Source organism: Gordonibacter sp. An230 (genome assembly GCF_002159915.1).
In the GTDB taxonomy this organism is placed as follows: Bacteria; Actinomycetota; Coriobacteriia; order Coriobacteriales; family Eggerthellaceae; genus Rubneribacter.
In genome coordinates this window covers 19,312-31,710 of the sequence record NZ_NFJP01000019.1, presented here as the reverse complement: position 1 = coordinate 31,710, position 12,399 = coordinate 19,312, and the positions used below count along the sequence as shown (strand labels likewise).

Annotated in this window: 6 protein-coding genes; 4 read left to right on the top strand and 2 right to left on the bottom strand. The window is 63.3% G+C overall.

The features are described from left to right. Window positions 1-383 precede the first annotated feature (383 nt). From B5F40_RS10470 to B5F40_RS10460, 3 genes are all read left to right on the top strand, one after another. Window positions 384-1,070: a TVP38/TMEM64 family protein gene (locus B5F40_RS10470; protein WP_239443013.1), complete on the top strand. Its 687-nt coding sequence runs from the start codon at window positions 384-386 to the stop codon at window positions 1,068-1,070. Between the two features lie 892 nt (window positions 1,071-1,962). After that, window positions 1,963-3,432: a helix-turn-helix transcriptional regulator gene (locus B5F40_RS10465; protein ID WP_087194280.1), complete on the top strand. Its 1,470-nt coding sequence runs from the start codon at window positions 1,963-1,965 to the stop codon at window positions 3,430-3,432. A gap of 1,007 nt (window positions 3,433-4,439) precedes the next feature. Continuing rightward, on the top strand, window positions 4,440-5,990 hold the full coding sequence (locus tag B5F40_RS10460) for a flavocytochrome c (RefSeq protein WP_239443012.1): 1,551 nt from the start codon (window positions 4,440-4,442) through the stop codon (window positions 5,988-5,990). A 1,004-nt stretch (window positions 5,991-6,994) separates the two neighbouring features. Here B5F40_RS10460 and B5F40_RS10455 read toward each other — a convergent pair. Further along, entirely contained in the window at window positions 6,995-8,641 is a 1,647-nt protein-coding gene (locus B5F40_RS10455; RefSeq protein WP_087194278.1) for an FAD-dependent oxidoreductase, read from the bottom strand. 1,174 nt (window positions 8,642-9,815) lie between these two features. Here B5F40_RS10455 and B5F40_RS10450 point away from each other — a divergent pair. Beyond that, complete coding sequence (locus B5F40_RS10450) at window positions 9,816-11,273, top strand: helix-turn-helix transcriptional regulator (RefSeq protein ID WP_087194277.1); 1,458 nt, start codon at window positions 9,816-9,818, stop codon at window positions 11,271-11,273. A 224-nt stretch (window positions 11,274-11,497) separates the two neighbouring features. Here B5F40_RS10450 and lepB read toward each other — a convergent pair whose 3' ends face one another. Further along, window positions 11,498-12,067, bottom strand: coding sequence for a signal peptidase I (lepB, locus tag B5F40_RS10445; protein ID WP_342395019.1), 570 nt, complete (start codon window positions 12,065-12,067; stop codon window positions 11,498-11,500). Window positions 12,068-12,399: the final 332 nt, after the last annotated feature.

The following is a 12,399-nucleotide window of genomic DNA, read 5'->3' as shown; positions in this document are numbered from 1 at the left end:
CCCCCTCTCGCTGCGGCATGGTGCGCGAGCAGAAAGCCATACCCGCAGGCGCCGAGGCCCCGGAGCGAAAGAGCGCCCCGAACCCCTCCGAACAGTCGGAGAGCAAGACCGTTCCGACGAACGACGGGCCAGCAGGATGCTGCACTTCGCCGGAAGGGCGCGCTGCCAGCAGCGCCTCGCCCCGTCGGAAGGACTCCGCACCAGCAGCGCCCCTCTCCAAACAGAAGAGCACCTTGTCGGCAGCGCTCCATTCTGGCCATTCGGAGCAACTCGAAACCGGCAGCGCCTCGCCCCGGACGGTGCGCCAAATGCGCCCGGCGGCGGATACAACACATGTTTCACGTGAAACGCCAGCTTCCCATCAGGCGGAACGCCGCATTCTCATGCGAAAGAGGGCGGCGGCGATAGCAGGGCTCGCCCTTTTGTGCGCAGGCATCGGTGTGCTGTGGGCGCTGCACGGACCCGAGCTGCTTGCATTCGTGGCCGACGCGCCGCGCTTTCGAGCTTGGGTGGACGAGGCCGGAGCGTTCAGCCGCGTCGCGTTCGTTCTTGCAAACATGGCCCAGATCGTGATCACGTTCCTCCCGGGCGAGCCGCTTGAACTGGCCGCCGGATACGCGTTCGGCGCCCTCGAGGGCACGCTATGGTGCCTCACGGCTAGCGCGCTCGGAACAGCGGCGGTCATGCTGCTCGTACGCGCATTCGGCCTGAAGATCGTGGGGCTGTTCTTCCCTCCCGAGAAGATAGCCTCGATGCGCTGGCTGCGCGACGCACGGCGCTTCGAATTGATGCTCTTCCTGTGCTTCCTTGTTCCAGGCACGCCGAAAGACCTGCTCACCTACGTGGCAGGCCTCGGGAAAAGCCCCCTCATGCGCATCGTGGCCCTCACCACCGTGGGCCGCATCCCCTCCATCGTGTCCTCCACGCTCGCAGCCGGAGCGTTCGGGGACGGCAACTACCTCGGCGCAGCGGCGGTGGCCGCGCTCACCGTGGTGCTGGCAGGCGCCGGCGCAATGGCGTATCGGACGCTTCTCCGCAAAGACGCGCCCACCGAACACGGCCCCCGATAAGCGGCCCGCACGACCAAGACGTGCGAGCCGCGTTCCGTTCGGCGAACTTTTCCCTCGGCAAACGGCGCGCACGGTCAGGTGCAGGAGGCGGGAGAGGGACGTCACCCGAATCGCGGCGTCCGAAGACGGAGAGAGAGGGGGTCCTCGCGCCGGTTTCGCCGAGCCCCTTTCGGGAACCGCCGAAGGCGCAACGACCGACGCCGAGCCCTTGCAAACCCCGCTCCGGCTCGTCGACGCGTCGGGGGCGCACCCAGAGGCCTTCCACTCGGATGGGCATCCCCGCCGTATCTTCCAACGCCCAGCGCCCCCGCTTCGCCGTCAACCGCGAAGGGCGCCATGGCCGCCTTCCCGCCATACCGCCGCACGGTCCCAACCTCATCGCCGCGCGAACGACCCCCGCGCCCCCAACCAGGTGACGGAGCCGCCCGCATTCGAGCGAAAAGGGCCAGATCCCATGCTCGGCCATAGAAGACGCCTTGCGACGCCCTCAACGAAGCGCGTCGGCGAGGTTTCGTCCTCAAGGCGATGCTGAAGAAGCGACCGGGAGAGCTCCGACAACGCACGCCAACGCATGGTTTCAGCCCTCGTCGACGCGAACGCGCGCGACTCGCCCAGACGGAGCGCGCGAACGCGCCCCGTCGATGCGTCGGACGGCTCGCACCCCGCGCTCCTCGAGCGGCAACGTCCCAGAAAGCGGCCCCATACGTCATCGAGCGCTCGACGGCCCCCGCACGCATCGCTCTTTCGAGAAGCGACGCGCCCAACTCCCCATGCGCACGAAGGACGAAAGCCCGGCAAAGGACAACCGATCAGCGAGGCGCTCCGGCAGAGATTGCCTATAATAGGTTGACGCGCGTATCGCCGCAGCGGCAACACGACGGAGGGAAGGGGCATGGCAGCGGAAAGCCAACGACTCGACGCAACCTTTGACAAAGAGGGGCGCCGTCGTCTCGTCGCCATCGCGGGGTTCTCCCTCGCATACACGGTGTGCGTGTCGTTCTTCTACTCAAGCTGGCTTGCCGGACGACCCGATTTCCCCATCTCGGCGTTCGACAACGTGCTCAACCCCTCCATATTCCTTGGCTCCATAGCGTTTTCGCTCATCGCGTTCTTCGCATCGCCATCGAGGCGCGCGATGCTGGCTGTGATCGGGTTCGCCGCGTTCGCCGCAGCCATCGTGGGAATGGCCATCGCCTCTTCGCTTGGAGCTGCTGACGCAGCGTTCGTCGCATCGGTCATCGCCGCGGGCGTCGGCATGAGCTTCGTGATGCCAAGCTACTTCTGGCTCTTCGCACCCTGCCCGCCACGCATGATCGCGATAGCCTGCGGCACCATGTCGCTCGGCGGCATGATCGCAGGCATGGTGATCGACCTTCTACCTTTCTCGGCTAGGCTCGTCATGTACGCCGCATGCCTGGCGGGCTCGATCGGTTGCTTCGTCCTCGCCCTGCAAGGTCGCAGCAAGCGCTCCGTTGCGGAATCCGCCTCGTCGATCGACACGCCGCGTGCAACCCCGAAACTCTCCCGCCTCGACTTCCTCGACGCGTTCCTCGTGCCGGGCGTGTGCACGTTCGCGCTGTCTGTCGTGTACGGCATCGTGGACACCGCCGCCACAAACGGAAGCTTCTCGTTCGACGCATCGCTGCGCATCTCCCAATTCGGCGGCATTGCGGCAGCCGTTGCGTTTCTGCTGTATTTCGGAAGGCCTTCGACCCCCTCCCCCTCGATGCTGTTCAACGTCGTGTTCGGCGTCCTCGCAACCGGCATCCTGTTTCTTCCGTTTCTCCCTGAAGAGTATGCGGTGTCGTTGAACATCCTCGCCGCTGCGGGATGGAAGCTCGTCATGCTCTCGCTGCTCTTCTTAGTGGCGACGACGTACCTTCGCGACGGGAAACGGTTGCTTGCAGGCGTATCGCTGGCGTACGCCCTGCCGCGCCTTGGGCTGTTCATCGGACAGAATATCGCATGGCACCTGGGCATAGGGAGCACCGCCGACTTCGTGCGCATGGTGGCGGTCGCCTTCTTCCTGCTGTACCTCGTGCTCATGGTCATCTGGATGGCGAACTCCCACGAGCGCAAGAAGGCCGAAAAACAAGCTCGTGCGGCCGACGAACTGCTAGACAGGATCTCGCGCAAACAGCACGACGCGCAAGAGGCGCGCTGCTATGCGCTCGCCAGCGAGCACGGTCTCACGAACCGCGAAAGGGACATCCTGATCCTGCTCGCTCAAGGACGCGACCTCGCATTCATCTGCGAAAAACTGTTCCTCTCGAAAAACACCGTGAAAAGCTACCAGAAGACCATCTATGCGAAACTCGACGTCCACAGCAAACAGGAGATCATCGACCTTGCGCAAGGATGATTCGGCCGATTCCCGGATCGCCCTGCCGCAAACCTGCCGCGCGCTCCAGCACCCGACACGGTAACGACCGCCCTTCGGCTTCTTCGGCAGCCTCTCTGCCACCTCCCTTGAGGGGACCGGCCGCGCAGGGCGCCCAAACGACGCAAGCGGGCGCATCAGCGCGCACTCCGCGCGATGCCGACACAGCGCCACCGCGTTGGCCTGCACAGGGCCGATCCACAGCGCATCGGCGCGTCCCGCGAGGCGCCTCGCATCGGTGCCGTGGCCCGCGCGATGCCGTTGACCGCCCGCACGTCGGCGTGCGACCCGCACGCCATGCCCGGCATCGCACATCAGCATGACGACCCGCATGACGCGCCACCCCTCCGCGCATGGATTCCCCTCGCCTACGCCATACCCGGCATCGCGCTTCACCCCTTTTTTCGATTCCGTCGACGCACTCGACCGTACGAACGGCAAGACACACCCCGCGTCGCGCTTTGTTTGCCTTTCGCGCCCTTTCGTGCAGAAAAACACGCTGATTTTGGCCGGAAAACCTCCGTTCTGGCACGCCTCGAAGCGCCCTCGGCCAACTTCGTCTTCATCGACCTGGCCTTTCGCCAGCTACAAACATCCTCCAAATCGCAAAGCGGAAGATTCTATGCCCGAACGGGGTTTCCTGACCAAAAAAACGTCCACTTTCCACCTGACGAGCATCCTTTCGCGCATCGAGCGTTCTTGACCTCAAAGGAGGGGGGCTTCGGACATCCGAGCGCGCCCAGCCTATCGAGCATGCAGCGCCTTCTCCCGGCTTCACGCGTCGAAGAACACTCTTCTCGGAACGGAGTGCGCCCGGCGTGTCCCGCATCGAGCCTCCGCGCGCCGGATCCCACCCCACCTCCAGGGGGGTTTCGCAGTTTCCCGCACTAGGTGGGGTGCGCGCGGCCGATGATCGCCTCTACGCTGAACCGGTGGAACGCGCAATGACGACGAAGCGTTCTCGACATCGATCAAGGAGGATGCAACTTATGAGAAACGCCACGGAAGTTTCCCGCCGATCGTTCATCGCGGGCGCCGCGATGGCCGGCGTCGCCGCAACCCTCGGGCTCGCAGGATGTGCACCGCAAGGCGAACGGAACGAGGCGACGGCGCAAGGCTCGAACACGAAATGGAGCGAGGAGTGCGATGTCCTCGTCGTAGGAAGCGGATACACCGGCCTCGCCGCCGCAATCGAAGCGAAGAGCGCCGGCGCCGACGTCAAAGTCATCGAGAAGGCAAACCGCGCGGGCGGCAACTCTTCGCTTGCTGCGGGCGACTTCGCCGTGTGCAACTCGAGCGTGCAAGAGCGCGAAGGCGTGCAAGACTCCATCGATCAATACGTGGACGACATGATGGTGGCGGGCCTGTACCTCAACGACAGGGACAAGTGCCGCATGATCGCCGAGAAGTCAAACGAAACGTGGGAATGGACCATCGAGATGGGCGCCACATGGGCGAAAAACGACGACGGCGAGTACTTCCTCTACCCCTACGGTGGCCACACCGTCATGCGTTCCATCGCGCAAGGCGAGGGAGGCGGGGCAAACGTCACCGGTCCTTTCGTTGCGAAGCTCGAAGAGATGGGCGTCGAAATCGAGACGAAGCGCATGCTCACCGAATTGGTGAAGGACGACAGCGGGCGTGTGATCGGGGCCATCGTGCACGACAAGCCCAACGGCAACGACGCGGAGAGCGGCACGCCGGTCGCCATCAAGGCGAACAAGGCCGTGGTGCTGGCTTCCGGAGGGTTCGGCCGCGACTTGGAGTTCCGCATGGCGCAAGATCCGCGACTCGACGATTCCGTGGACTGCACGAATCAAGAAGGAGCCACAGCCGAAAGCCTGCGCGCCGCAGTTGCCGCCGGCGCAATGGCGGTTCACACCGATTGGATCCAGCTCTTGCCCTTCATGAGCCCCGACGAGCAAGGCTACGGTGTGGCAGCCTTCTACACCGACGGCCAGGCGAGCTACGCGCCCACGCTGAACGCAGCCACGGGCAAGCGCATCGTAAACGAGCTGACCGATCGGAAACGCTATGCCGACGCCATCCTGGAAACCGGGCAGCCTTGTGTCCAAATCACCTGCAAGAAAGCGCTCTACGACAACGGAAGCGGCCTCGAGGACGCGCTCGCAGCCGGCATAGCCACCGAGTTCTCGTCCATTGAAGAGGCGGCCGAGCACTACGGCATGCCCGTCGACGCGGTGAAGGCGGAAATCGACCGGTACAACACGTTCGTCGCCAACAAGACCGACGAGGACTTCGGAAAGCCCATCCCCGAAGACGCGCAGTCCATCGACGAGGCCCCGTTCTACGGCGTTCGCCTCTGGCCGAAGGTGCACCATTGCATGGGCGGGGTCAAAACCGACCTGGAATGCCGCGCCCTCGACATGAACCTGAAAGTCATTCCCGGCTTGTACGTGGCAGGCGAAGCGGCAGGCGGCATCCACGGCGCATGCCGTTTGGGCTCGTGCGCCACGGCGGACTGCCTCGTGAACGGACGCATTGCCGGGCAGAACGCCGCCAAAGAGCAAGCCGTGTAGAACGGATTCGGGGCGCGGGCGATCCTTCCTTGCGCCCCGAGCCGCCCGGACAACACGGCATCCCATCAATGCAAAAGATCGGCCAAGCCAAAAGCGAGCAGAAAAACGTTCTCGATATGGCGAGCCTGACTCCTTGCGGATAAAGCGCACCTCGCGATTGGCGCCAACCTTCCCGCCGGCAGCGCATTCCCCGCCGCCAAGCTGCCGTTGACGCGAATACGCGTCCGCCGGGTCTCGAGCCAGGCTCTTTGCGACTAGCACTGTGCACCCCTGCTGAATGAGGAAACTTTCCGCAGCGCAGTCAAGATTGTGCGAAGCGGCCGATTCGACCCCTGCTGACGGCGGTTTGAGAGAGACTCCCGATTCCGCCGCCAAGCTGCCGTTGGCGCGGATCCGCGTCCGCCGGGCCTCGAGCCGAGCTCCCCCAATGGGGCGTTTTGGAACGCCTCCCCGCCCGACAGGCGGGATCTTCCGAAACGCTGGCAGAACTTTGCGCAGCAACTCGATCCGGCCGACGCCAATGGCGGTTTAGCAGCGGGCTCCCGATCTTTTGGCATAAATTTGGAGCTATGGCAATTTTTAGCAGTCATCAAGATAGACGAACTGGGAAAACGTTTGATTCGCGGGTTGAAATCGCCCCAATTCCTGCCATAGGTCAAAATTTGTGCCAAAACTCCGAAGCGCCTCTGTTAATCCGCCGTTGGCATGAGCCAAGTTAGCGCGCCTCGCTCAGCCCCATCGATGTTGCAAAGGATCCCGACCGTTCGACGACTCGACGACAGCCGCACGCGAGCAAGCCGCCGCGCAGACGTTGGATGAGGCGCTTGACCTGCTTGACGCACAGCAAAACCTGCCGAAGCCTTTAGGATCGGCCATCTTGCAAGACGCAGATGCCAACGAGAGAGCGCTCACCGTCGCCACCGCACGCAAGCGCCCACCCGTCGTCCTATCGCCAACACCGTGCGGCGAGAGCCTGCCCCCGGGCGCTCGCCGCACGGCCAACGCTACCCGATGGCAGCAGCTGCGTACCGACCGGCCAAACGACCGCCGCAGTAGGCGCACATGAGCGAGTAGCCCTCGTAATCGCAGTACGGAGCGCTCATGAGCGTGCCGTTGTCAGCGCCGGCCACATATAGCCCGGCGATGGGCAACCCGTCTCCGTCGATAGCCTGCAAACGGTCGTTCGTGCGGATGCCGCCGATGGTCACCCACGCGCTCGGCTCGTACTGCAACGCGTAGAACGGGCCGGTCACGATGGGCTGCAGGAAGCACGCCGGCTTGTAGAACTGATCGTCCTTGCCCGCGGCGCATGCGGCGTTGTACGTCTCGACCGTCTCGACGAGCGCGGGCGCGTCGATGGCCTCGGCAAGTTCTTCGATGCTATCGGCCTTGAACACCCAGCCCTCGCCTTGGCCCGTCTCGAGGCCCTCTTCCACCTTTTTGAGCGGCTTGTCCTTGAGGGTCATCATGCCGGTGCGCCAGTTTTCGGCATCCGCGCCGCACAGAGTCCACGCGTCCGTCCCCGACGCAAGCCCGTCGATGTAGGCCTGGTCGACCACGGCGTAATACTTCCCGCCCACAAGCGAGATGGCCCCGCCCAACGCCAACGGCAGGTTCGCGAACTTGCCCTCGTTGCTGAAGCGACGACCCTGGTTGTTCACCAACAGCGTGCCGTAAATGCCGATGGTGAACGCGGCGTTGTCGCGCTCGTACAAGCCCGATGCCTGCTGGTTGGAACCTGTGAACTCGTTGCCTGCGATGCCCCACTGCGTGGACAGCTGGCCACCCGCCGCCTGCACCATGTCGATGCCCTCGCCGGTGGACAGCACGCTGCCGAGCGGGTTCACGAACGTTCCGAACTTCTCCTTCATCATCTCGACGTTGCCCAAAAAGCCGCCCGTCGCGACGATGGTCTGCTTCGCCCTCACGTCGATGACCGCGTCGCCTTCGCACTGTACGCCCACGCACGCGCCGTTCTCCATGATGAGTCGCTTGCCGGCGGTGTTGAACAGAAACTCGCCACCTTCGGCCTCGACGAACTCCTGCAGCGGCTTCATGCGCTCCTCGCCCTTCACCTGGGCCTCGGTGTCGCCCTGGAAGTTCGCGCGCACAGACGCGTGGCCGGCGCCGTAGTTGTCGGGGCGCAAGCCGGTGGGCACGCCGAACACGTCGGTGAACTGATCGACCGTCTCGCCGGAGATCTCCACCGCCGCCTTGACGGCCGCCGCGTTCGTGGACCAGTGCGCGTACTCCATGATGTGGGTGAACGCCTCTTCCACAGTGAAGTCGACGCCGGCCTCCTGCTGCAGCCTCGAACCCACCATGAACGGGCCGCCCGCCAGCGCGCCGTTGCCCACGCCAACGTTGCCGCCCTTCTCGATGACGATGACGCTCTTGCCCGCGCGCACGGCCTCGACGGCGGCCCACAGGCCCGCGCCGCCCGCGCCCACGACGACGATGTCGCATTCCTTCGTCTCGTCAGCGGTCTTCATCGTCGTGGCCTCGTTGGCATCGGAATCCGTGGCGGACTTGTCCGCGTTGGAAGCGGACTGGGGCGCGCATCCCGCGAGCGCCGCCGCGCCTCCAAGCGCCGCGACGCCACCGAACGCCAGAAACGCGCGACGGGAAAGGCCCTTCTCGATGTTTTCCATGATGAACTCCCTCCGTAGAACTCCAACATGTCGAGGGCGACGCGCCTGCGCGCGTCGAACGCGTCGTACGCATTGGCTGACCTCGCCCGACACGCTCGCTTTCAAAAGACCTCGCGTTTCGGGCGCGCCGCACGCGCCGTCCATGCCGTGGGCGCACCGACCGCGCCACGCCATGCGCGCGCCATCCATATTGCAAACACGCACTAACCCTCGAACCTCCGGTGTCATCATGCCCTGTTGCGCGCTCCTTGTCGCGGGTGAACGCCCGCGACAAGGGGTGAATTGCCCGCTCACCCCCAGCCTCACCCCTCCCGCCTCGAGTCCAAACGCGCAGCGCCCCATTAGGCGGCGCGGAACGGACGACCGTCCCGCTTTTCCTCCCGCCCCGCGCCCAAGCGCGCAGCGCCCATCGCCAATCGCGCAGGATCCTTCCGGCGCTTCGCATGACCCCTTCGCCCAACGAGGATCCCTTGCGACCAGACGAGACGAAACCCCTCCGTTGGACGAAAGGGTTTTCCAAAACGCATGCGGAGCTTGCGTGGCACGCCGGTCCGCTCTCTGTCGGCCTTACCTTCATGGTAATTAAAACAGTCGTGGACAAAAAACGACGGCCTCCTCTGTTTTTCTGCCCGAAAAAGGCTGCCATTCAAGCACCGCAGCCAATGCTCCGGCAAAACGCCTGGTTGGAAGCAGAGGATGTTTTTCTATTCTCGAACAGAAATAGAGAACCCGTTCGTTTTTGTCCAGAACCGAAAACCCCGCCGCTCAACCGAGGTCGACGCGAACCTGCGTTCGCCGGTCTTGAGCCGAGTCCCGTCCGGCCGAACGCTGCGGAAGCGCCCTTTTGGGCAAAGTGATCCCCTGCGACGCCGACAGGGTTGCATATGGCGAATCGCCCCGGTTTATGCCAACGACGGCCTACCGTTTACCAGAGAGAAAGGGCTCGCCAGCAAACCTGCGTCGATGCGAGCCGATCCACCGCGCAAACCTCGTCGACGCCGCAGGAGGCTTCTGTGAGCAGAAGAGCCCTGAAAAACCAGCGAGGCTGCGTGCAGCGAGCAAGCCCGGCCTTCTGTCAAAGGCGGCTTGACCAAAGGAGAGCGCGCACGAGGGGCGCAAAAAGGCGGCCGCAACGCATGCCTCCTGGTACAATGGCACGGCAAAGGAGGAGTCCGTGAAATCAAGCGACGTGGTGCGCGCGCTCGTGCCCGAAGACCAGCCAACCGAGGACGAACCGCTGTCCCGCCTGTTCTACCCCTTGCGGTTCCTGGGGATGGGCCTGCTCGTCGCATGGCTCTGCTGCACGCACGTGGCGTCCATCTTCCCCGGCCTCGGCTTCGACCAAGGGTTGCGCGACGTCTTCGACAACGGCATGCGCTTGGGAGACGTGGGCACGTTCGTGGTGCTCGCGCTGCTCGCCTCGCGCATAGGCCGCCTGAGCCGCCTTGCGAAGACGAGCGCCTGCTTCGTCGCTCTAACCACCCTCGGAACGGCTACGGTGGGGCTCGGGCTCATCCCCGCCGGAGCTCCGGCGGTTGCGGTTTTCGCCGCCGCCACGGTGACGGCCATCGGCGGAGCGTTCCTCTTCTGCCTCTGGGCAGAAGCGTACAGCCAGATGGGAGCCACGCAGACGCTCATGTACGGCGCGGCGTCCTGCATCGTGGCGGCAGCCGTGTCGTTCGTCGTCAGCACGATGCGCCCGCCGTACGCCATCCTGGCCACCGCGATTCTGCCCCTCATCTCGCTTGCGTGCGCGCTGCTAAGCTTCCGCCTCCTGCCCGCCGAACGGCCCCGGCAGACGGGCGTGCGCCACCCGCTTCCCTGGAAGCTGCTCGGCATCATGGCCGCAGCGGGGCTGCTTTCGGGAATGGCCGGCTCGCTCATACCGGGAGCCGTGTGGATGGGCGCGGTGCATCGCGTTGTGGCAACGGGTCTGGCCGGCGTCGTCGTCATCGCCATGGCGCTCATGCGCAGAAACCGTATCGACGTGCGCTTTCTGGCGAAGGTGGGCCTTCCGCTCTCCATCGTGGCGCTGGCTCTTGTCCCCTTCGCCAGCCCTGAATGGGGCTTCGTCGTGTCGTTTCTGATCAAGCTCGCGTACGTGTGGTTCACCATTTTCGTGCTGCTGGTGCTTGCGAACATCGCCTACCGGTTCGAAGTACCCACGCTCAGGCTGTTCGCCATCGCACGCGCCCTCAGCGAAGCCGCCATCTTCGCAGGCGCCACCGTTCGCCGTACGTTGATCCAAGGCGGGCTTCTGGACGATCCGACGCTGCTCGTGGGCATGGCGCTGGGAGGCATCGCGCTCGTGCTGCTGTGCGCGCTCGTGTGGACGAGCGAGAAAGCCGTGAACGGTGACTGGGGCGCGTCGGGCATCTCCCTCGATGGACGGCTACATGTGCCGGGGCCACGCGAGCGCTTCATGGCGCGTTGCGACGACATAGCCGCCCGTCACGGCCTGACCGCACGCGAAACGGAGATCATGGCGCTCATCGCGCAGCGCAAAAGCCGCGCCGAGATCGAGCAGCAGCTGTTCCTTTCGCAAAACACCGTCAAAACGCACGTGCGCCACCTGTACGCCAAGCTCGGCGCCTCATCGAAAGCAGACGTCATCGCGCTGTTCGAAGAATAACGCGGACGGCGATCGAACGAAGGAGGAGCGTCGCGCTTGCAGACGCGCAAGGAAACATCCTTCCTCCCGCCTATGGAGCACTTGCCCGAGGCGTGCAATTTCGACAGAACCAAAAGAGAGACGCCGCCTTTCCGCACGAACACGACAGCCTCGCCGCACTTGAGAGCTGCCCCATCCCGCCTTCACGAAGCGCATCGTCATCACACTTCGGCAGGGCCTCGCCTCTAGTCAATCACTCCTATGCTGGAAAGCGGCCAATATCGAAAAACCGCATGCCCCTGAACACTTGATACCGGCACCGCGCCAAAATAACGGGAATCCTGAGAATTAGTTCGATTGTCTCCCATGACCCATATACATCCTTCTGGAACCGTATACGGATACGTTATATCGCTTTGCAGTTCTTCGGTGGGCTTTCCATGCGTATAAGGCTCAACGAGCCTCTTTCCATCAACGATCACTTCCCCATTTTGCAACTCTACAGTCTGCCCCTCGACAGCGATGCAACGCTTAAGCAGAGTTCGACCGGGAATCTCAGGATCCTCAAATACCACGATATCGCTTGGCTCTACGTCACGGAAATAATAGCTTACCTTTTCGGCTACAATTCTATCATCCGTCATGACCGTGGTTTCCATCGATCCGCTGGGAATCAAGTACACCCTGAACACAAAAACTTGAAGGAGCGAAAAGCACAAAGCGACCGCAGCAAACAAAAAAATCGATTCGAAAATCATACGTATAGCGCTCTGCGAACCTTTTGAAGCGTGCCTCCCATATCGATAGACGATCATTCCACGCATCCTTCAACTAGCAAACTAGCATCCTCCCTCGTTTAATACTTTGTATGCTAGAAGCGTAATTCTACTTTGTTCTTGCAATTGTGGCGCATCAGGAATTGCTTCGCGGGATTCACAGAATTGGGAAATCGCCCTTTGGTTGTTTATCCCCAAACGGATTCGGTTCGTCGGCCATCTTACGCGAGAATCCGATCACCGTCGGTTACGGGGTCCCTCAAAGCTCTATGCAGTGGCATACGGCTGGTATGCGACAGTCGCACATTGCACACTTTCGAATCGCACGGCACAGACGAAGTCGGCAAGATGCATTCAACAGGGATCCAGGG

Coding starts and splice junctions, on each gene's coding strand:
- B5F40_RS10470 (WP_239443013.1), top strand. CDS start 384: ATGCGAAAGAGGGCGGCGGCGATAGCAGGGCTCGCCCTTTTGTGCGCA.
- B5F40_RS10465 (WP_087194280.1), top strand. CDS start 1,963: ATGGCAGCGGAAAGCCAACGACTCGACGCAACCTTTGACAAAGAGGGG.
- B5F40_RS10460 (WP_239443012.1), top strand. CDS start 4,440: ATGAGAAACGCCACGGAAGTTTCCCGCCGATCGTTCATCGCGGGCGCC.
- B5F40_RS10455 (WP_087194278.1), bottom strand. CDS start 8,641: ATGGAAAACATCGAGAAGGGCCTTTCCCGTCGCGCGTTTCTGGCGTTC.
- lepB (WP_342395019.1), bottom strand. CDS start 12,067: ATGATCGTCTATCGATATGGGAGGCACGCTTCAAAAGGTTCGCAGAGC.